General features: G+C 35.8%; 23 protein-coding genes and 1 pseudogene. 1 reads left to right on the plus strand and 23 read right to left on the minus strand.

Going from position 1 to position 26,885, the window contains the following annotated elements; genetic code table 11:
* Positions 1-40 precede the first annotated feature (40 nt).
* The 10 genes from dnaJ to Q2T76_RS07925 all read right to left on the minus strand — a co-directional run bounded on the left by dnaJ (position 41) and on the right by Q2T76_RS07925 (position 9,147).
* Complete coding sequence (gene dnaJ, locus Q2T76_RS05415) at positions 41-1,165, minus strand: molecular chaperone DnaJ (RefSeq protein ID WP_302084514.1); 1,125 nt, start codon at positions 1,163-1,165, stop codon at positions 41-43.
* A gap of 18 nt (positions 1,166-1,183) precedes the next feature.
* On the minus strand, positions 1,184-3,034 hold the full coding sequence (gene dnaK / locus Q2T76_RS05420; RefSeq protein WP_302084515.1) for a molecular chaperone DnaK: 1,851 nt from the start codon (positions 3,032-3,034) through the stop codon (positions 1,184-1,186).
* 26 nt (positions 3,035-3,060) lie between these two features.
* The gene (gene grpE / locus Q2T76_RS05425; RefSeq protein ID WP_302084684.1) at positions 3,061-3,642 is read right to left on the minus strand and encodes a nucleotide exchange factor GrpE; all 582 of its coding nucleotides are present in this window, start codon (positions 3,640-3,642) and stop codon (positions 3,061-3,063) included.
* Positions 3,643-3,664: 22 nt separating this feature from the next.
* Entirely contained in the window at positions 3,665-4,711 is a 1,047-nt protein-coding gene (gene hrcA / locus Q2T76_RS05430; protein WP_302084516.1) for a heat-inducible transcriptional repressor HrcA, read from the minus strand.
* Between the two features lie 92 nt (positions 4,712-4,803).
* The gene (gene ribF / locus Q2T76_RS05435) at positions 4,804-5,748 is read right to left on the minus strand and encodes a riboflavin biosynthesis protein RibF (protein ID WP_302084517.1); all 945 of its coding nucleotides are present in this window, start codon (positions 5,746-5,748) and stop codon (positions 4,804-4,806) included.
* An 8-nt stretch (positions 5,749-5,756) separates the two neighbouring features.
* Complete coding sequence (gene truB, locus Q2T76_RS05440) at positions 5,757-6,653, minus strand: tRNA pseudouridine(55) synthase TruB (protein ID WP_302084518.1); 897 nt, start codon at positions 6,651-6,653, stop codon at positions 5,757-5,759.
* A 38-nt stretch (positions 6,654-6,691) separates the two neighbouring features.
* Positions 6,692-7,324 (minus strand): FMN-dependent NADH-azoreductase, encoded by a 633-nt coding sequence (locus tag Q2T76_RS05445; protein ID WP_302084519.1) that lies wholly within the window; start codon positions 7,322-7,324, stop codon positions 6,692-6,694.
* Between the two features lie 81 nt (positions 7,325-7,405).
* Complete coding sequence (locus Q2T76_RS05450; protein WP_302084520.1) at positions 7,406-8,311, minus strand: 1,4-dihydroxy-2-naphthoate polyprenyltransferase; 906 nt, start codon at positions 8,309-8,311, stop codon at positions 7,406-7,408.
* A 55-nt stretch (positions 8,312-8,366) separates the two neighbouring features.
* Positions 8,367-8,966, minus strand: a complete 600-nt coding sequence (locus Q2T76_RS05455; protein ID WP_302084521.1) for a disulfide bond formation protein B — start codon at positions 8,964-8,966, stop codon at positions 8,367-8,369.
* Positions 8,967-8,985: 19 nt separating this feature from the next.
* The gene (locus tag Q2T76_RS07925) at positions 8,986-9,147 is read right to left on the minus strand and encodes a hypothetical protein (RefSeq protein ID WP_367881613.1); all 162 of its coding nucleotides are present in this window, start codon (positions 9,145-9,147) and stop codon (positions 8,986-8,988) included.
* Between the two features lie 166 nt (positions 9,148-9,313).
* Here Q2T76_RS07925 and Q2T76_RS05460 point away from each other — a divergent pair, with 166 nt between their 5' ends.
* Positions 9,314-10,918, plus strand: a complete 1,605-nt coding sequence (locus Q2T76_RS05460) for an NAD(P)/FAD-dependent oxidoreductase (RefSeq protein ID WP_302084522.1) — start codon at positions 9,314-9,316, stop codon at positions 10,916-10,918.
* Between the two features lie 324 nt (positions 10,919-11,242).
* Here the strand turns inward: Q2T76_RS05460 and rbfA are convergent, their stop codons facing one another.
* The 13 genes and pseudogenes from rbfA to pyrH form a co-directional block, all read right to left on the minus strand.
* On the minus strand, positions 11,243-11,599 hold the full coding sequence (gene rbfA / locus Q2T76_RS05465; RefSeq protein ID WP_302084523.1) for a 30S ribosome-binding factor RbfA: 357 nt from the start codon (positions 11,597-11,599) through the stop codon (positions 11,243-11,245).
* A gap of 11 nt (positions 11,600-11,610) precedes the next feature.
* Entirely contained in the window at positions 11,611-14,214 is a 2,604-nt protein-coding gene (infB, locus tag Q2T76_RS05470) for a translation initiation factor IF-2 (RefSeq protein ID WP_302084524.1), read from the minus strand.
* Between the two features lie 15 nt (positions 14,215-14,229).
* Positions 14,230-14,529 (minus strand): ribosomal L7Ae/L30e/S12e/Gadd45 family protein, encoded by a 300-nt coding sequence (locus Q2T76_RS05475; RefSeq protein ID WP_302084525.1) that lies wholly within the window; start codon positions 14,527-14,529, stop codon positions 14,230-14,232.
* Positions 14,526-14,837 (minus strand): YlxR family protein, encoded by a 312-nt coding sequence (locus Q2T76_RS05480; RefSeq protein WP_302084526.1) that lies wholly within the window; start codon positions 14,835-14,837, stop codon positions 14,526-14,528. The genes Q2T76_RS05475 and Q2T76_RS05480 overlap by 4 nt, the downstream gene beginning before the upstream one ends.
* A 52-nt stretch (positions 14,838-14,889) precedes the next feature.
* Positions 14,890-15,942, minus strand: a pseudogene (nusA, locus tag Q2T76_RS05485) (transcription termination factor NusA); the annotation flags it as partial.
* A gap of 14 nt (positions 15,943-15,956) precedes the next feature.
* Complete coding sequence (gene rimP / locus Q2T76_RS05490) at positions 15,957-16,424, minus strand: ribosome maturation factor RimP (protein WP_302084527.1); 468 nt, start codon at positions 16,422-16,424, stop codon at positions 15,957-15,959.
* A 123-nt stretch (positions 16,425-16,547) separates the two neighbouring features.
* Positions 16,548-20,843: a PolC-type DNA polymerase III gene (locus tag Q2T76_RS05495; RefSeq protein ID WP_302084528.1), complete on the minus strand. Its 4,296-nt coding sequence runs from the start codon at positions 20,841-20,843 to the stop codon at positions 16,548-16,550.
* Between the two features lie 39 nt (positions 20,844-20,882).
* Positions 20,883-22,583, minus strand: coding sequence for a proline--tRNA ligase (locus Q2T76_RS05500; protein WP_302084529.1), 1,701 nt, complete (start codon positions 22,581-22,583; stop codon positions 20,883-20,885).
* An 18-nt stretch (positions 22,584-22,601) separates the two neighbouring features.
* The gene (rseP, locus tag Q2T76_RS05505) at positions 22,602-23,876 is read right to left on the minus strand and encodes an RIP metalloprotease RseP (RefSeq protein ID WP_302084530.1); all 1,275 of its coding nucleotides are present in this window, start codon (positions 23,874-23,876) and stop codon (positions 22,602-22,604) included.
* Positions 23,877-23,888: 12 nt separating this feature from the next.
* On the minus strand, positions 23,889-24,695 hold the full coding sequence (locus Q2T76_RS05510) for a phosphatidate cytidylyltransferase (RefSeq protein ID WP_302084531.1): 807 nt from the start codon (positions 24,693-24,695) through the stop codon (positions 23,889-23,891).
* A gap of 17 nt (positions 24,696-24,712) precedes the next feature.
* On the minus strand, positions 24,713-25,465 hold the full coding sequence (locus Q2T76_RS05515) for an isoprenyl transferase (RefSeq protein WP_302084532.1): 753 nt from the start codon (positions 25,463-25,465) through the stop codon (positions 24,713-24,715).
* A gap of 30 nt (positions 25,466-25,495) precedes the next feature.
* Complete coding sequence (frr, locus tag Q2T76_RS05520) at positions 25,496-26,053, minus strand: ribosome recycling factor (RefSeq protein ID WP_302084533.1); 558 nt, start codon at positions 26,051-26,053, stop codon at positions 25,496-25,498.
* Positions 26,053-26,784, minus strand: coding sequence for a UMP kinase (gene pyrH / locus Q2T76_RS05525; protein WP_302084534.1), 732 nt, complete (start codon positions 26,782-26,784; stop codon positions 26,053-26,055). Before pyrH ends, frr begins: the two co-directional genes overlap by 1 nt.
* Positions 26,785-26,885: the final 101 nt, after the last annotated feature.

Genomic DNA, 26,885 nt, shown 5'->3' on the forward strand with positions numbered 1-26,885 from the left:
GATTATACCAAAAAAGACACTCCTATGGAGTGTCTAATGTTTATTTAAAAGCATCTCGCATTTTATCAAAGAAATTACCACTGTCTTGTTCGGTAATCTTATCACCACCAGCATCAGCATAATCATGTAATGCCTTCTTCTGGTCTTCGGTTAATTTCTTAGGTGTAATCACATGCACTGTTACCAAATGATCACCAGTGCCACTGCTATTAAGCTTAGGTGAACCCTTACCTTTCAACTTAAAGGTTGTTCCGGTTTGAGTTCCACTAGGAATTTTTAATTTAACATCACCGTGGACAGTTTTAACCTTAATTTCGTCTCCTAATGCTGCTTGAGGGAAACTAATTGAGCGATCAGAATAAACTGTTGAACCACGACGTGAGAATTCTTTACTTGGTGAAACATGGAAGACAATATATAAATCACCGTAAGGTCCATTATTCGTACCGGATTCGCCTTGTCCTTCTAGACGGATTTGTTGTCCATCTTCAATTCCAGCAGGTACTTTAACTTTAACAGAATGTCGTTCAACTGTATGACCATCGCCACCACAAGTAGGACATTTCTCTTTGATTTCCTTACCAGTTCCATTACATACATCACATGTTTCAGTAGTTCTCATGTTACCAAATGGAGTTTGACGTTCAACTTGGATACGACCTGCCCCATGACACTTGCTACAAGTCTCTGGAGAAGTTCCAGGTTTAGCAGCACTACCATTACAAGTAGCACATTGTTCTTGACGATTATAGGAAATGGTTGTTTCTTTACCAAAAATAGCTTCTTCAAAAGTAAGATCCATTCGGTATTGTAAATCATTTCCTTGAGTTGGTGCAGTTGGGTCAGTTTGACGAGCTCCACCACCGAAGAAAGAACTGAAAATATCTTCAAATCCACCGCCACCAAATGATTGATCGAATCCACCGAAGCCGCCAGCACCATTGCTATAGGCATTGTCATCAGTAGTTCCGTATTGGTCATATCTCTGACGTTTTTGAGGATCTTTTAATATTTCAAAAGCTTCATTAACTTCCTTGAATTTCTCATCAGCTCCGGGTTCCTTATTCAAATCAGGATGATACTTTTTAGAAAGACTACGATAGGCTTTTTTTATTTCAGCATCACTGGCATCTTGAGAAACACCTAAAACGTCATATGGATTCATTAAGAAACTTCCTTCCTGTTATTTTTTGTCGTCAGGATCAACCTCTTCAAAATCTGCATCGACAGTCTTGTCATCGCCAGATTTATCATCAGTCTTTTGATCGGTTGCACCAGCTTCACCATTTGGTTGAGCGTTTTGTGCTTCTTGATATAACTTAACAGATAAATCTTGAATAATCTTGTTTAAATCATCACGTTTTGTTTTCATTTCTTCAAGATTATTGTCTTCTTGAGCTTTCTTCAATGCATCTTTTGCATCTTGGGCTTTCTTGATTTCATCATCTGAAACCTTGCCTTTAATTTCTTCAAGAGTCTTATCAGTAGTAAATAGTAATTGATCTACATCATTTCTTAAATCAACTTCTTCTTTACGTTTGTTATCTGCTTCTTCGTTTTCTTTAGCTTCATTCTTCATCTTTTCGATTTCTTCATCTGAAAGACCTGAAGAACTCTTGATAGTGATATTTTGTGATTTACCAGTACCCATATCTTTAGCAGATACATTAACGATACCGTTCTTATCAATATCAAATTTAACTTCGATTTGAGGAATTCCACGAGGTGCAGCAGGAATATCTGTCAATTGGAATCTTCCTAAAGTCTTGTCATCAGCAGCCATTGGACGTTCACCTTGAAGAACATGAATATCTACAGCTGGTTGATTGTCAGCAGCAGTTGAGAATACTTGTGATTTGCTTGTAGGAATTGTGGTATTTCTATCAATAAGTTTTGTGAAGACTCCACCCATTGTTTCAATACCTAATGACAATGGTGTAACGTCAAGTAAAACAACGTCTTTAACATCACCAGTGATAACACCAGCTTGAACTGCGGCACCTAAAGCAACAGCTTCATCAGGGTTAATTGAGTGATCAGGTTCCTTGCCAGTCCACTTCTTAACAGCTTCTTGAACAGCAGGAATACGTGTTGAACCACCATTTAAAATAACTTTGTCGATATCTGAATTACTCAATCCAGCATCTTTTAGAGCATTTTCAACAGGAATCTTAGTCTTTTGAACCAAACTGTCAGTTAATTCTTCAAACTTAGCACGAGTTAAAGTCTCCTCTAAGTGAAGAGGTCCTGCGTCACTTTGAGAAATAAATGGCAAGCTGATTTGTGTTTGAGTAACACCTGATAAATCTTTCTTAGCTTTTTCAGCAGCATCTTTTAGACGTTGCATAGCCATCTTGTCTTGGGCCAAATCAACACCGTTAGCAGCCTTGAATTGTGCTACTAACCAATCCATGATGGCATTATCGAAGTCATCACCACCAAGTGCAGTATCACCATTAGTTGACAATACTTCAAAGACACCGTCACCTAATTCAAGAATAGAAACGTCAAAAGTACCACCACCAAGGTCATATACTAAGACTTTTTCATCTTGTTCATCTTTGTCCAAACCATATGCCAATGAAGAAGCAGTTGGTTCGTTAATGATACGTTTTACATCAAGACCGGCAATTTTACCAGCATCTTTAGTAGCTTGTCTTTGTGAGTCATTAAAGTAAGCAGGAACGGTAATAACAGCTTCTGTTACTTCTTCACCAAGATAATCTTCTGAGAATTTCTTGATGTGTTGTAGGATCATAGCTGAAATTTCTTGTGGTGTGTATTCTTTACCAGCCACAGAAACTTTGTAACCAGCCTCACCGATATGTCTCTTAATTGATGAAACAGTATCAGGGTTTGTGATTGCTTGTCTTTTGGCAACTTCACCAACTTGAATTTCGCCATCTTTAAAAGCTACTACTGAAGGAGTAGTTCTTCCACCTTCAGGGTTTGTAATAATCTTAGGTTTGCCACCTTCCATAACCGCAACAGCGGAATTAGTTGTACCTAAGTCAATACCAATAATTTTTGACATAAATATTATCTCCTTGTTATTTGTTTTTAATTAGCAACAACTACCATTGATGGTCGTAGAACACGATCTTTTAACATATATCCTTTTTGGAGTACTGCAGTAACAGTATCAACTGGATGATCGTCATCAGCTGGAACGGTTTGAATGGCCTGATGAATATTAGGATCAAATGTTTGTCCTAGAGCTTCAATTTCAGTGACATTATTGTCTTTCAAAGCTTCTTGTAGACTTGCAAGGGTTATTTCAATCCCCTTCTTCAATTGTTGACCTTTTTCATCATCAACTTCGACAGCCAATGCTCGTTCAATATTATCAATAGCTGGCAGAATTTCCTTAGCTAATTTTTGGCCATCATATTTGAGTAATTGTTGTTCTTGCTTTTCGTATCTTTGTCGCATATTTTGAATTTCTGCTTGAGAACGCAAGTACTTATCTTCAAAATCATCTCTTTGTTGAGTTAATTCCTCAATCTGTGCTTGATTCTCGTCAGTTTCTTGAGAAGTATTTTTTACTTCTTCTGGCTTTTTATCATCTTTTTTTGCTTCTTTTTTCAAGACTGTTTCTTTTTCAGGCATATCTTCTTCAGAAGGAAATTGCGATGAATCCATTTTTTTATTCAAGTGAATCCTCCTAGTCATCATTAAGATCTTTGTAGTATTCAATTAGTTTATTCGCTAATTCCTCACGGAATAGTCCTAACAAACCAATCATTTTTGAGTATGGCATACTTGTCGGTCCTAACAGTGCTATTAAGCCTTCACCATGATTTCCGGTATCATATCGTGCGGTAATTATACTGTAGTTCTTGAAAGCATCATTACCTATTTCTGGACCCAATCTAACATTAATCTTTGAACTATCTAACTCATTATCCAAAAGTGCAAGTAAATCATCATTTTGTTCAATCGTCGAATATAAACTTTGAATCTGCTGCATATCATCTTTATCAGCATAATTTAACAAGTTCAATTGACCATCAACAAAAAATTTGTTTCTTGCTGCTTTTTGAAATACTTCATCAAACAATTCTAGGAATCCATTAGCTGAGTGCAGGTATTTCGACAAGATAATCGGAATATCCGTATGCAACTTCTGAATCACGACATCTAGCGGCAATCCAACTAATTCATCATTCATAATATTGACGATTTTTTCAATTACTTCCGCACTAACATCAGCCGAAATTGTATAGACTTGGCTTTGAACTGTTCCTTGATTAGTGACTAGAACAGCCATGAACTGGCGATTAGTAATTGGAACTATTCGAAATCCAGTTAAGTATGTAGAACGATTCTCCGGCAATAATGTGATTGCCGTATAACTCGTTAAATCAGACAATATCTTAGCGGATTGCTGAATAATGTCATCAATCTGATGATAGTGATGATCAAAATTCTGTTCGATTACTTTCGATGTTTGATTAGAAACTTTGGTTGGCTGAACTAGATTATCAAGATAATAACGATAACCCTCTACCGAAGGAACACGTCCAGACGATAAATGAGTTTTATCAATTAATCCTTTTTCTTCTAAAACCGCCATTTCATTTCTAATCGTTGCTGAGCTTACTTTAATAGGCAGTGTTTCCATTAAAGTCTTGGAACCAACTGGTTGGCTTGTTTCTGTAAAGATTCTAAAAATCTCTTTTAAAATCAAATTTTGCCTGTCGGTCAGCATCTCAACACCTCCTTTAGCACTCTTATACCACAAGTGCTAACAATGTAAAATATACCAATCTCTTCACTAGGTGTCAAGTAATAAACTACTTTTTAGACGGTTTTTTCAAAGTAGTTTTCAGTGTCTTTTTCATCTTGTTTTAATTGTTCAATTAGTGCATCAATTCCCGCAAATTTTATCTCTGGACGCAAGAATTTATCCCACTTCAATTTAACTTCTTTTCCATAAATATCTTGGTTAAAGTTCAATATATAGGTTTCGATAGAAAGTTCCATAACATCATCAAAGGTAATATTAAAACCAACCGATGTCATTGATGGATACCAAATATCATCAATTAGAATTTCGGTAATATATACGCCGTCAGCTGGAAGGTACTCTTTCTTATCAACATCAAGATTAGCAGTTGGGAAGCCTAACTCTCGCCCTCTTTTGAGCCCATGAATTACCGTTCCGGTATTCTGATAGTTATATCCTAATTGCTCATTAGCATTAGTTATTTCACCATTACTCAAAGCAGCTTTAATCGATGTTGTGCCTAACTTACCTTGATTGTAAAAAATCTCATCAACTGAAGTAATGCTGAAACGACCTTTAGCATAGTCTACTAACGTCGTCATATTGGCCGTTTCCTTAGGACCATAGGTATAATCAAAGCCTGCAATTACAGCTTGAGCATGCAAGGAAATAATGCAATTATCCACGAATTCTTGCCCATTTAACTTAATTAAAGAGTCGGTAAACTTAACCACGTACAAATAATCGACTCCCAAGTCACTGAATAATTCTTCTTTTCTAGTCAGTGTTGATAGATACCGAAAACTGTCTTCAGACTCACTGCCAAAGACTGTACTGGGTGATTGATTAAAAGTCATCACAGCAAGCTTAAGATTGTCTTTGTCAGCAACCTGTTTAGCAGTCTTAACTACTGCCTGATGTCCTAAGTGAACACCATCAAAAAAACCCAATGCCAAAGCGATTGGTTCATTAGGAATTTTGTTTTTATCAAAAGGATATTCTAAATTTATTGTTTTCATCTTGTCTCTCAATTGTTATTTAATAACATCGTTTCCGGTTGGTATTTATTGAATTGGTTTAATTCATAAATTGCTTTAACTTTCCCATTATATGCCAGAACGACTTGTTTTTGATTATTTTTTAACGGTAAAAAACCACCATTTTGAACAATTTTCCATTGCTCGTCAGTTAGATCTACTCTAGGAAAGTCTTTTAGTACCTCATCAATTGAAATCAAAAAGTCAGTTTTTCCTTGTTCTTGAAGCTCGGTAATTTCGTCTAAAGTAAGAGTCTGATCAAGAGTTATACCAGCACTCTTCACTCGTGTTAGTTGTGACATATGTGACGGTATTCCTAGTAATTCACCAACTTGAACGGCCAAAGTTCTAACATAAGTTCCCTTAGAACATTCAACCGCAAAACCAAAACTAACGGTATTATTCTCGGCGTTAAATTGAACTGGTGAAGTTCGTTGAAATTTCTTAATTGTAACTATTCTTTCAGGACGCTCAACTTCAATTCCAGCTCGAGCATATTCATACAGCTTTTTCCCATTAACCTTAACAGCAGAATACATTGGTGGAATTTGTTTAATTTCTCCTTGAAACTGCTCAAGGATTTTGTCAATTTCTTGTTCATCAGTTGTCTGCTCTAACTTAACTCGCTCAACAATGTCACCTTCGCGGTCTTCAGTCGTGGTTGAAAAACCTAGAGTGATTTCACCGTGATATTCTTTACCAGAATTAGTCAGCAAATTGACTAACTTAGTAGCTTGTCCAATGCAAATTGGCAACACCCCATCAACTTGTGGATCAAGTGTTCCTGTGTGACCAATTTTTCTTTCATGAAGTATTTTTCGAAGTTTATATACACAATCGGCACTTGTCATACCGAGGTCTTTGTTTAAAGGTATTATTCCATTCATAGCTATTATTATAACAAAAAAATAGCGGTTACCCGCTATTAAAATTCCTCTGCTACTTTAGCAATTCTTTCCATTGCTTCTGCCATAATATCATCGGCGTGTTCAGGATCGTAATCCATACCTCCGGCAAATACGGATTGTACGTCGGTCACTCCCATGATACCTAGAATTGTTTTGACATATTGATTACCAACATCTAAGTGGCTGAGATCAACTGGTCCGCCATGATAAACGCCACCAGTTGCTTGAATATGGAGAGCTTTTTTATTCTCAAGCAATCCTTCTGGACCATTTTCAGTATAGTGGAACGTATATGGAACCTGCATAACAATATCGAAATATGTTTTCATTTCTGCTGGAATAAATAAATTGTACATTGGATTTGCAAAAACATATTTGTCGGCGTTCATAAATTCGTCAACTAACTTCTGTCTCCCTTCTTGGAAAGTCTTTTCCTCAGGTGTTAGTTCCTGTTGTGCCATACTCTTATTATAGATGGAAATAGCCGTACTATTTAAAGGATAATCCAACCCATCTGAGACATTGTGTTCAATGATTTCATCATCTGGATGACCTTGTTGATAGATTTGTTTGAAATTCTCTACCATTGCCATCGAATTCGATTGTTTCTCCATCTCAGGGTGAGCCTTGATGATTAATACTTTTGCCATGCTTTATTCCTCCAATTTGTTATTTAGTTCACATATTACGTTATCACTTAAAGTAAGCGCTATCAATACTCATATTTAATTCTATTTCAATATTATCCAAGCTCCAATTGCTATTACTAAAGATATATTTTCAAATACCAAATTTTGAATAGACGTTGGAAATGTTTTTGCTTTACTCTGTTTAGCTGAGAATATCGTCACATTTTTCACTACTGGAACTAGTGATAAAAATCCCAACAATATAGGCCATTCTGCTATTTTAAAAATTAACAATAGTATAATTGCCAAATATCCAGCATAGGCTAAAAATTGATACAGTTTAATGCACAATTTCTTCCCAACCAAAATTGGTAAAGTCCTTCGTTCATTTTTTATATCTTGATCTATATCTGATAAGTTATTCGCAAGCATTATATTGGCTATGGTGGCAACTGGAGTGACACATACCAGAATAATTGCCAACCAGTCTTTACCGGACGCAAGAAATACATTCTCGTGAGTATTAACAATTACTGTAATCAAAGGAATTCCCAATCCTAGAGTTATCCCCGAAAAAGCTTCTCCTAATGGAAGCCTAGATAAAGGCAAAGGACCATATGTATAAAAAATTCCAATTATAAAGCATAAAACCCCTAAGTATAATAATGATAAATTCGAGAGCCTAACCAAAACTATTCCAACAATTGTTGAAAATAGTAACATTGAAATAATTATTCCTTTCACCAAGGACACACTGACTTTTTCTCTACCAATTAGATTTACTTTAAATTTATAATTATTGTCTTTTGCTTTTAAATAATCCATTAGGTTATTGATTGCAGTGGTTGTCATATCAAAAACTAACATTGAAAAAAAGAAAAGTACCGAGTTTAGTAAATCAAATTGATTGAAGTAAGCAAAAGTAAAGAAAGTACCTACAAAGAAAGGAAGAATACTAGCCAACTTAGTTTTGGCTTCTACCAATTCTAAAAAAATTTTCAAGTTCATATATATCTCCTAATGAGTCGAATGCAAATAAAAAAGATGAGAATTTTCTCATCTTTTATTTAAATAAATCGAATAGTTGATAATGTGTTGGATCGTCAGGAAGTTTAAAGTTGAATCCTTCTTGGAAGATCATTAACACAAACATTAGTACAACCATGAAAAACATTAATTTTAAGGCAAGATCACCTAACTTCTGCATTGATGCATCTTTAGTAGGTGTTAAGTACTTAGCAAATGCTAAATTAACTCCACAAAATGCAATTACTACAATAAATGTAACTAGTGACCATGTATAAAAATGAATTCCTAAAACAGCTGGTCCGAATCCTGGGTCATTAGGAGCAATGTGCAAAAGTAATTGTCTAACACAAGCTACCATTCCAAAAATTGAAAAGATTAGTGACAATCCATAACCAGTTGCAAATTTTTCAGTATCAATTTTACCGTTCAAAGTTTGTATAATTATGTACATTGGTCCTATTGATGTCATTGCCATTGACAAACGTTGTAATACGCATAGTGGACAAGGTAAATCGTGAATTGCTAATTGTGTTCCAACAGAACCAATTAGCATTAATGAATATCCAACGACAAAAAGAATTGCCAATCCAAATCCTAGATTACCCCATTTTTTATTCTCTGCTGTGCTTTGCATTTATATTCTCCCCTTTCTCCTATAAGCTTATTGGTAATGTACTTGTGGCATGTAGTTTAAACAATATAATAACTAGTACAAGAACGACACTAAAAAGTACGAATATCTTCTTTGATGTGTCGTGCTTTATTGCCAATAAATAGAATAAATACGTCATGATAAGTAAAATAATTATGTCCATAGTGCACCCCTTTTTATATTTATTTCACAATGTCGATTATAGCACTCCGGAATGCATTGTAAACCCTTTGTAGAAAGAATTGCATGATAAAATATAATTTTATTTTTACAATTGAAAGCGTTATAATCTAACTGTTTGAAATTTTTTTAACAAAGGGGAATGCACAATGAAGAAAAAAAATATACTAATTGTTGGTGCCGGTTTTGCCGGTATCTTCACCGCAAAAAAATTAGCCAGAAAATTTAAAAGAAATTCTGACGTCCAGATAACTTTGATAGATAAACATTCTTACTTTACTTATCTTACAGAATTGCACGAGGTAGCTGCCAACAGAGTTCCAGAGGATGCAATTCAGTACGACCTACAGAGACTTTTTTCCAAACAAAAAAATGTACACTTAATCACCGATAAAATAATTAAAGTAGATCAGTCTAATAAGTTAGTTATTGGGGAACATGACTCATATAATTTCGACTATTTAATTATTGGTATTGGCTCAGAACCAAATGACTTTAATACACCAGGTGTAAAAGAATTTGGTTTCACTCTTGGTTCATGGGAACAAGCAATTGAAATTAAAGAGCATATCATTTCTACTATACGTAAAGGTGCAATTGAGCAAGATTCAAAGAAAAGAGAATCTCTCCTTACGATTTCAGTGGTTGGCTCAGGTTTCACAGGAACTGAGACAATTGGAGAATTTGCTGAATGGAAGCATATTCTAGCAAAAGAAAACAAGATTGATCCCGATGAAATAAAGCTTAATCTCATTGAAATGGCACCTACTATAATGAATATGTTGGACCCTAAAGATGCTATAAAAGCTGAAAGATATATGGAGAAACAAAATATTAATGTCATGAAAAACACGGGCGTTATAGGTGTTCATAAAGACTATATCGACTTAAAAGACGGAAGTAAGTTACCAACTAGTACTCTAATCTGGACTGCAGGAGTAAAAGCAAACTCTGACGCAAATATGCTGGGATTTGAGCAAGGCAAGGCAGATAGAATAATTGTTAATAAGTACATGCAAATTAATGACTCTGATTTTCTATATGCAATCGGAGATGTTAACCTTTATAGTGCTAACAATGATGGTAAAGGCGAACCACAAATTGTTCAAGCGGCAGAAGAAAGTGCAGAAACTGCAGCCGCAAATGTAATAGCCCAAATCAATAATTCTAAGCAACACGAGTTCAGCCCAAATTATCAAGGCTTTATGGTCAGCATTGGTTCTAAATATGCGGTAGCCAATATTTTTAATAACATTCATTTGTCAGGATTTATGGCAACTTTATTAAAGCATATGATCAATATCAAAACTTTCCTTCAGTTATCATCTTTTTATTACTTATTCAAATACCTTGAACACGAATTCTTTGATGCTCAAAACGAACGAACAGTTTTTGGAAAATTAACTGACACTCACGGTAATGCTTTATGGTCATTGCCGTTACGACTATTAATTGGTGGTTACTTAATTTACCTTGCAACTAGTACCTCAATTTCTTTTAGTTTTATTGCATTAATATTAGGAATTACAATTTTTACCGGTACTCTTACAAGTCTCAGTGGAATTATCTTGTTTGTTCTTTCTATCATCTGGACAGCTTCCGGATTTGGCTATTTGTTTTGGCTTATCCCAGCTTCATTGATATTACTTGATGGATGTGGAAAAGTATTAGGAATTGATAGTCTTCTATCTCCTTTCATTTCCAAATTACTTCTAAAGAAAACACATGGTAAAGTTTATTCATATTACAAATAATAAAAAAGTAGCGAGTAATCGCTACTTTTTTCGTTTAAATAAACACTAACATTTCAAAAATATATCTTATGAGAAGTATCAAGAATAAAAAAATCGCCATGATATAGAATATCACAGCGACTTCCCAATTTTTTGAGAGGATTTGGCCAACTTACGTATAGTGTAATAGTTTGCATATTTTCAATCAATACTTTCCCCTAATAACAACATCCTCTCGGTTGCATTATAACCTCTAAATAAAGCGGATACAATGATAGTTGACCCAGTATATAGTTGCGTATAAAAAAAGACTACTACTTCATAATTGAAATAGTAGTCTTTTTATTATTTATTCTCTTTTTCGTGCATTTGACGAATCAATTCATCAATTCTTTCTCCATAACGGATTGAATCGTCTTGCTTGAATTTTAGTTCGGGAGTTTTGAACATAGTTAATCTTTGACTTAATTCCCGTCTAATCAATCCAGTAGCATTATCCAAGCCCTCTTGAGCTTTCTGAGCTTCGCTGGCTTTATCTGATAAGATACTGAAAAAGATGGTTGCATTTTGTAAATCACCAGTCATTTGAACTCCAGTGATTGTCACATCTTGAACTCGTGGATCACGAACTCGTTTGAGAATTATGTCATTAACTTCTTTTTGAATCTCTTGTTCAACTCGACCGATTCGATGTTTGACCATATATTATCTCCTTATTTAACAGAAACTTCTTCCATTACAAAGGCTTCAACTTGATCATCAATCTTGATGTCGTTGTAGTTTTCAATAGTGATACCACATTCGAATCCTGAAGTAACTTCTTTAACATCATCTTTAAAGCGTTTCAATGATGCAAGTTTTCCTTCATAGATAACAATTCCATCACGAATCAAGCGAACACCCGAATCTCTGGTAATTGAACCATTGTCAACGATACATCCAGCAATTGTACCAACTTTTGAAACATGGTAAGTTTCACGAACAGTAAGTGTACCAGTAACTTTTTCTTCGTAAACTGGTTCAAGCATACCCTTCATAGCTAATTCGATTTCGTCAATGGCGTTATAGATAACACGGTGTAAACGAATGTCGACATTTTCTTCTTCTGCTTCAATCTTAGCTTGTGGTGTTGGACGAACATTGAATCCAATAATTATCGCATTACTTGCTGATGCTAAAGTAATATCACTTTCGTTAATTGCACCAACAGCTTGATGAATGATATTAACACGGACGCCTTCAACTTCAATCTTCTTCAAACTACCAGCAAGAGCTTCAACTGAACCTTGAACATCGGCTTTGATAATAACGTCAACGTTCTTAAGTTCTCCTTCTTTCATGGTATCGAACAAGTTGTCCAATGTAACAGTGTTGGTACGTTTTCTTTCTTCGACCAAGGCACGCTTAGCACGTTCTTCACCAGCTGCACGAGCAGTCTTCTCATCTTCAAACTCTGCGAAACGATCAGCTGCTTCTGGCACATCATTTAGACCAGTGATTTCAACTGGCATTGATGGTCCAGCGGCTTTAACAGTACGTCCACGATCATTAGTCATCGTTCTAACACGACCGAAGGTATTACCAACAACGATTGGATCTCCAGTCTTAAGTGTTCCTTGTTGTACTAATAGTGAAGCAATTGGTCCACGTCCTTTATCAAGACGAGCTTCAATTACTGTACCAATAGCACGGTGTGTTGGATCAGCTGTAAGTTCAAGCACATCAGCTTCTAGAAGTACCATTTCTAGCAATTCATCAACACCAGTACCTTCTTTAGCAGAGATATTAACAAAAATTGTTTCTCCACCATAACTTTCAGGAATTAATTCATATTCCATCAATTGTTCAATAACGTGTTGTGGATTTGCTCCTGGTTTATCAATCTTGTTAACAGCAACGATAATTGGATCACCAGCAGCTTTAGCATGATTAATAGCTTCAATTGTTTGAGGCATAACTCCGTCATCAGCAGCAACAACTAGGATAACAATGTCAGTTACGTCGGCTCCGCGAGCACGCATGTTACTAAATGCAGCATGTCCTGGAGTATCCAAGAAGGTAATTAAACGATCATTTAATTTAACTTGGTAAGCACCAATATGTTGAGTAATACCACCGGCTTCACCTTCAGTAACGTGTGATTTACGTAAGTTATCCAATAGAGTTGTCTTACCATGATCAACGTGTCCCATGATTGTAACAACTGGAGGACGTGATTCAAGAGCATCTTGATTGATATCTTCAGCATCAAAGTATGTATCAATGTTAGCGATATCTTCTTCAATTTTCTCTTCTGATTGAATACCGTAATCTTCAGCAATCAATTCAATTGTATCTTTATCAAGAGATTGGTTTTGGTTAACCATAATCCCTAACATAAAGAGTTTCTTAACGATTTCTGATGGCTCACGATGCAAAATCTTTCCTAGATCTTGAGCATTCATACCAACGGTATAGTTAAGTGTTTCTGGAAGTGGACGTTCTTTTCTTTGTGGCATTTCCTTCTTAACAACATTTTGAGTTTGTTGTCTCTTCTTGTTCTTCTTCTTCTTTCTTGAACCGAATGGATTACCTAAGTTCTTCTTGTTGAAATCACGTTTTACTTCACGGTTGTTATTGTTATTTTTCTTTTCTTCTACAGGAATTGGTGCTGAAGGAATTGGAGTGGAAACTTTCTTTTCTTCAGGTTTTTTGGAAGTTGGTTTAGCAGTGTGATTATTGTTTCTTGGTTTACTAGTTTGATTGTTAGCTTGTGAATGTACAGTCTGTTCCTTGTGTTCTTTAAAAGCAGCTAAATGCTTAGCTCCTACACCACCAGTTCTTGGTTGTGGAGCTGAAGTATTAGTTCTTTGATTATTATTAAAGCGATTGTTGTTGTTATTAGGACGACTGTTATTATTTGAACGGTTGTTGTCCGAATTATTGCGGTTATTGGAGTGGTTGTTATTGTTACCGCGATTGTTTTGGGTACCCACTCTTTTCTTGTTAGCTTCTGGACGTCTGATGGCAGTAACCTTAATCTTTGTTTTCTTAGGTTTATCATCATCAGCTTTGGTTTCTTTTTTGGCCTCAGAAGTAGCTTCAGTCTTCTTAGGAGCTTCTTTTTTAGCATCTGAAGCTTCTTTCTTAACTGGTTTTTCTGTTTTTGCTGGTGCTTCTTTCTTTGACAAAGCAGATTTAATCTTTGCTTCGTCATTTTCATCAACAGAAGACATGTGGTTCTTGATATCAACGCCTAATTTTTCAGCGGCATCAACAACCACTTTGTTGTCAACGTCTAGTTCTTTTGCGATCGTATAAATTCTTTTTTTAGCCATATACATTCACACTCCTTAATTAATTAATTCTTTGAATTTCTTTGCTATTCCAACATCCGTAATTGCAATTAATTTACGATTCTTCCCTGTAGCTAACATGATTTCTTCATCAGTTAAAACTTGATACATTGGAACTTGGTAATAATCAGTTTTGTTAACGATGTCTTTTAAAGACCGTTCGCTAATATCTAACGAAACTAGGACTAACTTAGCCTTGCCACCGGCAACAGCGTTACCTACTAATTCGGTACCAGTAATGATCTTAGAGGCTTTTGTAGCAATTCCTAAAAAGTTAATGATTTTTTGTTTGTTCAATGTTTTTTACCAATATCTCCAAATAATTCCATTCTCGCTGCTTGATGTTCAACATAATCAATTAGCTCATCATAGAAACTACTATCAAGCTCTGTTTCAAAGACTCTCTCAATCACTTTCTTGTCTTTGGCTTTCTTTACAGCTTCTAAGTTTAAACCAACATAAGCTCCACGACCAGGCTTTTTGCCTGTAGGATCGATTGATACTTCGCCTTCTTTGTTCTTAACAATGCGAACCATTTCTTTTTTGGGAAACATTTCGTTAGTTAGCAAGTCTTTTCTCATTGGAATCTTTCTTTGCTTAACCATTGTCATCACCACCTAAAAAGTTTAGTTATTATTCGTCTGCTTCTTCATCAAATTCTTCATCAGAAACGAATTCAACTTCTGATTCAGGTTTGATATCAATTCGATAACTTGTTAATTTTGCAGCTAAACGAGCATTTTGTCCTCGTTTTCCAATTGCTAGTGATAAGTGATAATCAGGAACGATTACTAAACACTTCTTATCATCATCTTCATCGAATTGCACCGCGATAACTTCAGCAGGGTTAAGTGCATTAGCGATGTAATCAGTAGGATCTTCTTCCCATTTAACAATATCAATGTTTTCACCACTAAGATTATCGACAACTGCTTGCACACGTGAGCCTTTAGGTCCGACACAAGTTCCAACCGGATCAATGTTTTCGTTATCAGTCTTAACAGCAATCTTAGTACGGTCACCTGCTTCTCTGGCGATTGACACGATTTGAACGGTTCCATCAAAAATTTCTGGGACTTCTTGTTCAAACAATCTCTTAACCAAACCTGGATCGGTTCTCGAAACAAATACTTGTGGGCCTTTGGTTGTGTTTTCTACCTTAGTTACATAAACCTTAATTCTATCTTGAGGATTATAGGTTTCGTTAGGCATTTGATCGGATTTTCCCATTACTGATTCAATACGACCAAAGTTCACATAAACGAACTTGTTATCAACACGTTGCACAACCCCTTGCATGATTTCGCCTTCATATTGTGAATACTCATCATAAATGTTGCTTCTCTCGGCTTCACGAACACGTTGCATAATTACTTGTTTAGCAGTTTGAGCAGCAATTCGTCCGAAGTCCTTAGGAGTAACTTCAAATTTGATATGATCGCCTAATTCGTAGCCTTTGTTAATTTCTAAAGCATCTTCTAAAGAAACTTCCAATCTTTCATCAGCAACTTCTTCGACGATTTCTTTTTCGGCATAAACATGAATGTTACCTTTTTTATCATCAAATTCGACGATTACATTTTCTGCTTGACCATAATTACGTTTATAAGCAGCACTCAAAGCAGCTTCAAGCGCCTCGATAACTGTACTTTTAGCAATACCCTTTTCTTTTTCAAGCGTATCTAACGCATCAATCATTTCTTTACTCATTTTTTGTGTCCTTCCTAAAATTCAATTGCTAATCTAGTAGAAGCAATAACTTCTCTTGGTAGAGTAATGTGTTTGTTAATGTTTTTAACCTTATAGTCTAATTCCAACCCATCCTTAGTCACTTTAACTAGATGGCCTTCATAGATCTTGGTACCTTCAATTTTTTTATAAAGTGAAACATGAATGAATTCGCCTAAGGCTTTTTCTAAATCCTGATCAGTTTTTAAAGGCCGTTCAGCACCTGGTGATGACACCTCTAAGAAATATGCTTGTTCAATTGGATCAACTTCATCCAATTTTTCACTTAATTTCTCACTTACTAAGGCACATTCATCAATATCAATTCCGCCTTCTTTATCAATGAAAACGCGAAGATACCAATTGTTACTTTCATTTACAAACTCGATATCAACAAGGTCAAAGCCTTCTGCATCAAGAATTGGTAGTAACATTTTTTCAATTGTTTGTGTTACATCTTCCAAGTCAAACCTCCAAAATAAACATGCTATAAAATTCTTCAATAAAAAGAGCGAGCATTTCTGCTCACTCGTTCGTAAATCCTATAAACTAAATATTAGTATACAGTAAATCCCTGTAGATTGCAATTAAAATAACGATAATTGATTTTCATCAGGCAAATCAGAAATAACATTATTTACTGTTAAATATTCAATCAATTTCTTTGATACTTTTCCACGGTTAGAAAGATCTTCTTTTGACAAGAATGGTTTTTCTTCACGTGCAGCAACAATTTGCTTAGCAACGTTTTCTCCCAAACCAGGAACTGCTCTAAATGGTGCTAATAATGTATGGTCGTCAATAATCTTGAAGTCAAAAGCTTCTGATTCGTTAATATCAACCATCTTGATTTCGTAACCACGCTCTAGACATTCATTGGCAATCTCTAACACAGTTAACAAATCTTTTTCGGTTTTAGAAGCTTCCATTCCTTTTTGATTGATTTCACTCATAGCATTCTTCACTGCACTCTTACCTTTTGACATTGCAACAAGGTCAAAGTCATCAGCACGCACACTAAAGTAGGCACAGTAATAATAAAGTGGATGATGTACTTTGAAGTAAGCAATTCGTAAAGCCATCAAGACATAAGCGGTCGCATGAGCTCTCGGGAACATATACTTAATCTTCAAACAAGAATCAATATACCAATCAGGAACTTTTTCATTAGCACGCATTTCTTCTTGAAGATGTTCAGGAATACCTTTTCCTTTACGAACGTTCTCCATAATTTCAAACGCACTTTGAGAACTCATTTCCCAATGAATCAAGTCAGTCATGATATTGTCACGACATCCAATAACGTTCTTCAAGGTTGTAATACCGTTTTTAATCAACTCTTCGGCATTACCAAGCCACACATCAGTACCGTGTGAAAGTCCAGAAATTTGGAGTAATTCATTATAAGTGGATGGATGAGTTTGTTCCAACATCCCTCTAACAAATCTCGTACCAAACTCTGGTACTCCTAGCGTTCCAACATTAGATTGAATTTGTTCTGGTGTCACTCCTAATGATTCTGTTCCTGAGAATAGTTTCATTACTTCCGCATCGTTAGTAGGAATAGTTAATGGATCTATTCCAGATAAATCTTGCAACATACGAATCATCGTTGGATCATCATGTCCAAGGATATCCAGTTTCAAAATATTATCGTGGATTGAATGGAAATCAAAATGTGTTGTTTTCCATGAAGCTGTTCGGTCATCTGCTGGATATTGAATTGGTGTGAAATCGTAAATATCCATGTTCTCTGGAACTACAATAATTCCAGCCGGATGCTGTCCAGTGGTTCTCTTGACCCCAGTTGCACCCATCGCTAAACGTTCCATCTCGGTTGAACGGAATTTTTGATCGGTAACTTCTTCGTAGTTCTTTACATACCCAAAAGCAGTTCGATCAGCAATAGTTCCGATTGTTCCCGCACGGAAAACGTGATCCTCACCAAATAATACTTTTGTATAGTTATGAGCTACTGGTTGATAATCACCAGAGAAGTTCAAATCAATATCCGGAACCTTATCCCCTTTGAATCCAAGGAAAGTTTCGAACGGAATATCTTGTCCATCGGCATCCAAGTCTGTATCACAGTTAGGACATTTCTTAGCTGGCAAGTCATATCCAGACCCATATTCACCTTTTGTGAAGAATTCTGAATAGTGACACTTAGGACATCTGTAATGAGGTGGCAAGGGATTAACTTCAGTAATTCCGGTCATAGTAGCCACAAAACTTGATCCAACGGATCCACGAGAACCTACTAAGTATCCATCTTTATTACTTTTCGCAACTAATTTTTGAGAAATTAAGTAAATTACTGAGAATCCATTACCAATAATACTTCTAAGTTCTTTATCAACACGTTCTTGAACTAATTCTGGTAATTCCTCACCATATAGTTCATGAGCCTTATTCAAGGTTAATTCCTTAATCTGGTCTTCAGCACCTGGCATGTTAGGTGTATATAATTCATGCTTAACCGGAGAAACATCAGCAATTTCATCAGCAATTAAATTCGAGTTGGTAACAACTAATTTATGTGCCAAGTCTTCTCCCATAAAGGAAAATTCTTCAAGCATTTCGTCAGTCGTTCTAAAATGAGCATCTGGTAATTTTTGACGTATTAATGGATTACTCTTAACTGCGTGAATAACAATATCACGATAGATGCTATCTTTTGAGTCAAGGTAGTGAGCATCACCAGTAGCAACCACAGGTTTGCCTAATTCATCACCTAATTTTACTAGGTTATTCATAATTTCTTCTAAGGCAGCTTCATCAGCTACCATTTCAGAAGCAATTAATGGTTCATACATACTCTTAGGAAGTACCTCAATATAATCATAGTATTGAGCTTTTTTTAGAGCATCTTCATAACCCTTTTGCATCATTGATACAAAGACTTCGCCTGACGCACAAGCAGATCCTACTAAAATACCTTCACGATACTTATCTAAGACCCTTCTAGGAACTCGTGGCACACGATAGAAGTAATCAACCATTGAAGTTGAAACAACCTTGAAGAGATTCTTCAAACCATCCTGAGTTTTTGCCAATAACATAGCGTGGGTTGGACGAGCTTGTTTGTAAGATTCCTCATTACCTACATGGTCATTTAATTGTGAAACGTTAGTTAAACTGAATTTTTCTTCCAGTTCATCTAACATTTTGTACATTACATAACCAGTTGCTTCAGCATCAGAATCAGCCCGATGGTGGTGTTCCAACTTGATGTCATATCTCTTTGACAAAGTATCAAGACGATGATTCCCGTACTCAGGATGAATCGTTCGCGAGATTTCAAGTGTATCAATAACCGGCATACTTAATTCATTGAGTCCAGCACGTCTAAGGGTTGCATTCATGAAACCCATATCAAAGGAAACATTATGCCCAACCAAGACATCGTCACCGACAAAATCCATAAACTCTTTAATTACCGTAGCTTCATCATCAGCATCTTTTAACATATCATCAGTGATATTAGTCAAATTAACAATTGTTTCCGATAACTCATGTCCAGGATTAATGAACTTGTCAAACCGAGCCATTACTTGGCCATCTTTCATTTTGACAGCACCAATTTCAATAATGGTGTCATAAACCGCAGAAAGACCGGTTGTTTCGGTATCGAAGATTACATATTCGGTATCTTTTAAAACTTCATCGCGAAGATTATAGGCAATAGGATTACCTTCATCGACTAAGTTTACTTCCACACCATAAATGATTTTGACGTCATTCTTCTTCCCTGCATTATAGGCAAACGGAAATGACTGAGCAGTTGCATGATCGGTAACTGCCACTGCTGAGTGACCCCAATCAGCTGCTCTTTTGACGATATCTTCCGAACTAGCAATAGCATCCATCTGACTCATATTAGTGTGAAAATGTAATTCTACACGTTTTTCTTCAGCAGTATCTTGTCGTTCGACATGATTAACCAGGTTAATATCAAAGGCGTTAATTGCCAATTCACGTGAATAAGTATCTTCTTGAACACTACCACGAATTTTGGCCCATTTACCCTTACTAATCTGCTCGAACATCTTCTCATCATCACCATTTCGAGAAAACTTCTTAGCAGTGAACGAAGATGTGTAATCAGTTAACTTAACAATTAATAGTTGGCGACCAGTTTTTAACTTGCGAATATCAACATCAAAAATATACCCTTGCACAACCACAGAAGATTCTTCTTCAACAATATCTGCCATCTGCATAACTGGTGCTTTGTCCGAAATTGTCTTTCCAATAGCAAAGTTCTTTGTACTTGGTTTATCATTTGATTTCTTTTGAGTTTCGGCAAGTTTCTTTTGTAGTTGTTCTTCAACTTGATTATTTTTTGATCTTAATTCCTCAATTTTTTCCTGAGTTCTAGTTTCATCTACACTTACAAGAATTGTAAAATCAGGAAATCCTAATTCACTGTATTTATTCTGAATTTCAGACAATAGACCATTTTTTAAAGCATCTTTAATGACTTCATTTTGAACGCTCAAGAAATATTGATCATTCTCGAACTTGGGTCCATCATAGCTTTGCAATTCATATAATAGTGGTGACTTCACACTTAAATGAGTGAGAACATATTTCCAATAATCAGAAATATCTTTTTGAGTAAGAACTGGATTACGGGTAGCAATATTAAAATCGACTTCAACAATGTCTTCGAATGACTCAGTTAGAGCTTCATTCAACATCTGAAAATCTACATAAGGTAAAACATTGTTAAACTCAAAGTTAATAGTCCAAGATTGACTAACTTCATGTACATCAATAGAACTAATTACCCCATTATCAAACGCGGAATTAGCTTTAATTGCCTCTTCAATTTTTATTTGTTTCAAGAGAATTTGAAACAATTCACTTTTGTCAGTCATATTACACTCCAACCTATAAAAAAGGGCTAGTAAAATCCGCTAATTAAGATTCTCAAATAGCTCTTGGATTTTATTAGCTGCCTCTTCTTTGTTTACTTCAATTACTTCATTTGTCTTACGAATTTTGATTTCAACAATTCCTTCGCCGGCTTTTTTTCCAACTGTAACACGAATTGGCAAACCAATTAATTCTGATTCAGCGAACTTAACTCCTGCACGTTCGGCACGATCATCAATCAAGACGGACAATTGCTTATCTTCAAGTTCATTGGTCAATTCATTAGCTAATTGAACTTGAGTCTCATCTTTAGTGTTTACAGGCACTACGTGAACATTATATGGTGCCAAGGCCTTGTTCCAGACTAGACCATTTTCATCAGCGTTTTGCTCACAAATTGCTGAGAGTAAACGGCTAATTCCAATTCCATAACAACCCATAATTAATGGCTGTTGACGACCATTTTCATCTAAAAAATTAGCGTTCAAGCTCTTGGAATATTTAGTTCCCAACTTGAAGATGTGGCCTATTTCAATTCCTTTAGTGAATTGTAATTGTTCTGAGCCATCAAGGTCAGTTTCACCTTCTTTAACAACCCTGACATCTACAAATTCTTCAACTTGATAATCACGGTCAAGGTTAGCATTAATGTAGTGAGTATCTTTTTTATTAGCACCAATGACACCATTAATGAGACCTTGTACAGTTAAGTCAGCAATTACTTTCACATCAGTATCCTTAGGACCAATAAATCCAGGTGTTGAATTGAATTTAGCAACAATTTCTTCGTCAGTAGCTTCAATTAATTCAGAAGCATCCAAGAAGTTCTTCAATTTAACATCATTAACTTCATAGTCACCACGAATCAAGACCATAACTGGTTCATCATCCGCAATAAAGGCCATTGCTTTAATAACCTGTTTTGGTTGCAGATTTAAGAAGTTTGCCACTTCACTAATTGACTTCACATCGGGAGTTGCAACTTCTTCTAATTCTTGAACTTCAGCAGCTTCATTCTTTGAAAAATGGCTAGCGGCCATTTCTAAGTTAGCTGCATAATCACCATTCTCAGTATAAACAATTGTATCTTCGCCAATAGCAGCAGGAGCAGAAAATTCTTTTGAATCACTACCACCCATTGCCCCAGCATCACCAAGAATTACACGATAATCTAAGCCACAGCGATCAAAAATATTACGATAAGCTCTCTCCATGTCGTTAAATGACTCATCTAATTGTTCTTGATTAGAAGTGAATGAGTAAGCATCTTTCATGATAAATTCACGACCACGAAGTAATCCATAACGAGGACGGTCTTCGTCTCTAAACTTATCTTGAATTTGATACAAGGTTACTGGTAACTTCTTATAACTATTCAATAAATCACGTACAATAAAGGTCATTGTTTCTTCATGAGTTGGACCAAGAATGAACTCGCGATCATGACGGTCATTTACTTTGAATAAAGTTTGTCCATAACTGTCGAAACGTCCTGACTCTTTCCAAAGCTCAGCAGGAATAATTGCTGGTACAACCATCTGTACAGCATTAATCTTTTCCATTTCTTCTTGGACAATCTTTTCAATGTTTTGTACGACTTTATAAGCCAACGGCAAATATGCATAGGCACCGGCAGAAATCTGTTTAATATAACCGGCTCTAAGCATCATTTGATGACTTAAAGCTTCCGCATCAGCGGGAACTTCTTTTGACGTTGGGATAAAAAGTTTTGATTGTTGCATAAATATACCTTCTTATTTTTAATGAATGAAAAATCTTTGAATATCGTTCCAAGTAACAGCAATCATCAGTGTGACCAGAATGGCAACACCAATTAGATTAACAATTCCTTCTTTTTCTTCAGAAATTGGCTTACCACGAATTCCTTCGACAAAGTTAAGTAATAACTTACCTCCATCTAAGGCCGGAATCGGTAGCAAATTCATGAAGCCAAGGTTAATCGAAAGCATTCCAATGAAGCTAATAATGCTGATTATCCCTTGTGTTGAGACCTGTGAAGTCAGTGAGTAAATCGCCACAGGACCTCCAAATTGATTAAGATCAAAACCGGTGGTAAACATGTTTCCTAAAATTCCAATAATGGTTGCTACAATCACAAATGGTTGAGTAAAGCCGTATTTGAGTTTAGCACCAAAACTTCTATCAACAGTTGTTTTGGGAGAAATACCAATTAGTTTCTTATCACTATTCTTTTGTTTTTGTGGTGTTACTTTAATTTGACGTACATTATCTTTATGTTTAACTACTAGTTCAACTTGTTTTTTCTTGTTACTAGCAACCGCTTTTTGAACCTGATTATAGGTTGAAGTTTTCTTCCCATTCACTTCTAAAATACGATCATTTTGCTTAACACCAGCTTTTTGAATCGCTGAATCTGGTGCAATATTAACTTGATTAGTATCAGTATGCGCTTCAGGAATTCCACCTAACATGAAAGCGACTAATAAGTAAGCCACAATTGACAAGATCATATTATTAAACGGACCAGCAAAGTTAGTTAGAATCCGATTAAGTAAGCTAGCTGATTGAAATTGAACATCACGAGGAGCAATCAATACTTCAGTACCATCTTCTTCAACAATTGTTGCATCATGGTCAACGTGGTAAGTTTTCTCCTGCGACTCGTCACCATTTTCGTAAACAACAATTTCTAGCTTGTCTACTAAATCAGCTTTAACAATTTGAACCGGCAAGTCATTGACGTAGGGATTTTTCTTTGAGATGTTAATTCTCTCAACAACATTCTGGTCATTAATGGCAATACTTGCAGGAGTTCCGGGCTTGATCTCGTCGTCATCGTCTTGAGTTCCAGCCATACGAACATAACCACCAAGTGGTAACAGTCTGAGTGTATAGGTGGTTCCGTTCTTCTTAAAATTAACTAATTTTGGACCCATTCCAATAGCAAACTCACGAACCAAAATTCCGGATCGTTTAGCCATATAAAAATGTCCAAATTCGTGAACGGTGACAATTACCCCAAAAACGATAATAAAAGTTATTATTGCTGACATATCAACCTCTTTTTAAACTAATCCGAATAAATGGAAGAGTGGTAAAACAATTAACATACTATCAAAACGATCGAGAATTCCACCATGTCCTGGAAGAATTTTTCCAGAATCTTTTACACGATAGTATCTCTTATAGGCGGATTCTACTAAGTCACCTAATTGACCGGCAATTGAACAAACAATAGCGATTGGTAAAACTTCAATCATACTTAGACTTGGTAAGAAATATTGTGCGTAAATAACGGCAACAACTACCGCAATAATAGTTCCACCAATTGAACCTTCCCAGGTCTTATTCGGACTTATATATGGGAAGAGTTTATGTTTTCCCAGGGCACGACCAACGAAGTAAGCCCCACTGTCCGTGATCCAGACAATCAACAATGCCAACATTAGTAATTTGAAACCATACATGTCGGTTCCATGAACATTACGAATTGCAGCTAAGTAATGGAATCCAGTACCAATATAAGCCATTGAAATAATTGATACACCAGCATCTTCAAAATTGAATTTGTTTTTACTAAAGACTGTCCACAATAGAAGTAGTACAGCAAAAATGTACAAAATGTCTAATCTTGAAAAAGTGTCAGGCAACCAACCATGGTAGAAGGTCAATGGCACTGTTAACGCCATAACCCCAAGAGTGGTTAAAAAGAAATCAAACGAAACAATGATTCTTTTACGCATAATATAAATTTCTGATATTCCGACGTAAGCCAATGCAGCAGCTGCAAAATCAATCCACAAGCCACCCATTATTAAAATTGGAACAAATATTGCTAGTGCAACCACTGCGGTAATAATTCTTGTTCTCATATTCAAAAATCTCCAAGTTAATTCAATTTTCCAAATCTACGATCACGATTTTGATATTTAATAATATCATGTTCCAAGTCTTCACTCGAATAATCTGGCCACAGATTGTCATTAAAGACCATTTCGGTATAAGCAAGTTGCCAGAGCATGAAATTAGAAATTCGAGTTTCTCCACTAGTGCGGATTAACAAATCTGGATCAGCTAATTCTCCCAGAACATTAGTAAGTAAATTATCTTCAAATATCTTTTCATCAATTGCGTCTACTGAAAATTCATTATCTTTTACTTTTTGAGCTAATGCTTTAGTAGCCTCCAAAATATCGGCACGTCCACCATAGTTAAAAGCAAAGTTCAATATCATTCCTGTATTGTCTTTAGTATCATCCATAGCTCTTTGAATGATTTGACGGGTATTCTTAGGAATTTTTTCAATTAACCCTGTAGCGATCACTTTAATATTATTTTTCATCAAATCAGGCATAAAAACACTAAAGAAATCAATTGGAAGTCTCATCAAAAAATTGACTTCTGAAGTTGGTCGACCCCAATTCTCGGTTGAAAAAGCATAAAGTGTCAAAACTTTAACGCCAAAATCACTGGCTGTAATAGCAATGGTTTTGACGTTATTCATGCCTTCCTTATGTCCAGCAATTCGCTGAAGACCGCGTTTTTTGGCCCATCTACCGTTACCATCCATGATGATGGCAATATGTTTGGGAATGTTATCCATTGATAGCTGATAATCACTATCATCAAAAGTATCCACCATAAAAATTACTCCCTATATAGATTAAGTAGCTTATCCTTCGGTAATTTCTTTTTCTTTTTCAGCAGAAATAGCATCAACACCTTTAACTGCATCATCAGTAACTTTTTGGATATCTTTTTCTAGAGTATGTAATTCATCTTCAGAAATGTCGCCATTTTTTTCTTGTTTCTTTAAGTTGTCCATTGCATCACGTCTGATGTTACGAATAGCAATCTTAGTACTTTCGGCTTCTTGACCAACTTTTTTTGCTAATTCATGGCGACTTTCAGTTGTTAATTGCGGAATTACTAAACGAATATTGTTTCCGTCATTTGCAGGAGTTAATCCTAAGTCAGACATGTTAAGTGCTCTTTCAATTTCATCAAGAGCTGATTCATCAAATGGTGAAATCAATAAAACACGTGGTTCAGGAATAGACACTGAAGCCACTTGATTGATTGGCACTTGCGCACCATAATATTCAACTGTCACCGGGTTCAAAATTGACGCATTCGCTTTTCCCGCACGAATATTTCCTAATTGACTTTGGAAAGATTCTTGTGACTTTTTCATTTTTGTTTTTGCTTCATCAATTGCAGGATTTGCCATTAGTTAAGTTCTCCTTTGATTGTTGTACCGATAGATTCACCTTCGATAACTTTTTTGATGTTTTCTGGTTCATTCATGTTAAAGACAACTAAGGTAATGTTGTTATCCATTGATAGTGAACTGGCCGTTGTATCCATAACACCAAGTTGTTTATTGATGATATCTAAGTGAGTTAATTCTTCATACTTCACAGCTTGTGGGTCAGACTTAGGATCAGCTGAGTAAACTCCATCAACGTCATTCTTAGCCATTAAGATTACATCTGCATCAATTTCTGCAGCACGTAAAACAGCTGTTGTATCAGTTGAGAAGTATGGATTTCCTGTTCCACCAGCAAAGATTACTACACGACCTTTTTCTAAATGTCTAATAGCTTTTCTTCTGATGTAAGGTTCAGCAATTTGCCTCATTTCAACAGATGTTTGAACTCTTGTAGGAACTCCAGCATGCTCTAAGGCATCTTGAAGTGACAAAGCGTTCATAACAGTAGCCATCATTCCCATATAATCAGCTTGAGCTCTTTCCATACCAAGTTCAGCGCCAGTCTTACCACGCCAGATATTTCCACCACCGCAGACAACAGCCACTTCGACACCCATATCATGGATTTCTTTTATTTGATTAGCTATTGAAGCGATTACTGGAGGATAAATTCCGAATCCTTGGTCCCCTGCTAATGCTTCACCTGATATTTTTAAAATTACTCGTTTGTACTTAATATTAGTTGTCATTTAGAAAAAACTCCTATTGTTTTATTAAAGAATATTTTACCATAATTACCACTTGATTATTGAATAATACTCATAAAAAAAAAGCGGTCTCCGCTTTTAAT

The sequence above is a fragment of the Lactobacillus sp. YT155 genome (assembly GCF_030504545.1).
In the GTDB taxonomy this organism is placed as follows: Bacteria; Bacillota; Bacilli; order Lactobacillales; family Lactobacillaceae; genus BQUT01.

Bases quoted from the DNA above. Each gene is read 5' to 3' on its own strand.
- ribF (WP_302084517.1), bottom strand. From the start codon at position 5,748: ATGAAAACAATAAATTTAGAATATCCTTTTGATAAAAACAAAATTCCT.
- truB (WP_302084518.1), bottom strand. From the start codon at position 6,653: ATGAATGGAATAATACCTTTAAACAAAGACCTCGGTATGACAAGTGCC.
- hrcA (WP_302084516.1), bottom strand. From the start codon at position 4,711: ATGCTGACCGACAGGCAAAATTTGATTTTAAAAGAGATTTTTAGAATC.
- pyrH (WP_302084534.1), bottom strand. From the start codon at position 26,784: ATGACAACTAATATTAAGTACAAACGAGTAATTTTAAAAATATCAGGT.
- Q2T76_RS07925 (WP_367881613.1), bottom strand. From the start codon at position 9,147: ATGGACATAATTATTTTACTTATCATGACGTATTTATTCTATTTATTG.
- infB (WP_302084524.1), bottom strand. From the start codon at position 14,214: ATGGCTAAAAAAAGAATTTATACGATCGCAAAAGAACTAGACGTTGAC.
- Q2T76_RS05455 (WP_302084521.1), bottom strand. From the start codon at position 8,966: ATGCAAAGCACAGCAGAGAATAAAAAATGGGGTAATCTAGGATTTGGA.
- rbfA (WP_302084523.1), bottom strand. From the start codon at position 11,599: ATGGTCAAACATCGAATCGGTCGAGTTGAACAAGAGATTCAAAAAGAA.
- dnaK (WP_302084515.1), bottom strand. From the start codon at position 3,034: ATGTCAAAAATTATTGGTATTGACTTAGGTACAACTAATTCCGCTGTT.
- Q2T76_RS05510 (WP_302084531.1), bottom strand. From the start codon at position 24,695: ATGAGAACAAGAATTATTACCGCAGTGGTTGCACTAGCAATATTTGTT.
- frr (WP_302084533.1), bottom strand. From the start codon at position 26,053: ATGGCAAATCCTGCAATTGATGAAGCAAAAACAAAAATGAAAAAGTCA.
- Q2T76_RS05500 (WP_302084529.1), bottom strand. From the start codon at position 22,583: ATGCAACAATCAAAACTTTTTATCCCAACGTCAAAAGAAGTTCCCGCT.
- Q2T76_RS05445 (WP_302084519.1), bottom strand. From the start codon at position 7,324: ATGGCAAAAGTATTAATCATCAAGGCTCACCCTGAGATGGAGAAACAA.
- grpE (WP_302084684.1), bottom strand. From the start codon at position 3,642: ATGGATTCATCGCAATTTCCTTCTGAAGAAGATATGCCTGAAAAAGAA.
- Q2T76_RS05450 (WP_302084520.1), bottom strand. From the start codon at position 8,311: ATGAACTTGAAAATTTTTTTAGAATTGGTAGAAGCCAAAACTAAGTTG.
- Q2T76_RS05480 (WP_302084526.1), bottom strand. From the start codon at position 14,837: ATGGTTAAGCAAAGAAAGATTCCAATGAGAAAAGACTTGCTAACTAAC.
- dnaJ (WP_302084514.1), bottom strand. From the start codon at position 1,165: ATGAATCCATATGACGTTTTAGGTGTTTCTCAAGATGCCAGTGATGCT.
- Q2T76_RS05515 (WP_302084532.1), bottom strand. From the start codon at position 25,465: ATGGTGGATACTTTTGATGATAGTGATTATCAGCTATCAATGGATAAC.
- rseP (WP_302084530.1), bottom strand. From the start codon at position 23,876: ATGTCAGCAATAATAACTTTTATTATCGTTTTTGGGGTAATTGTCACC.
- Q2T76_RS05495 (WP_302084528.1), bottom strand. From the start codon at position 20,843: ATGACTGACAAAAGTGAATTGTTTCAAATTCTCTTGAAACAAATAAAA.
- Q2T76_RS05460 (WP_302084522.1), top strand. From the start codon at position 9,314: ATGAAGAAAAAAAATATACTAATTGTTGGTGCCGGTTTTGCCGGTATC.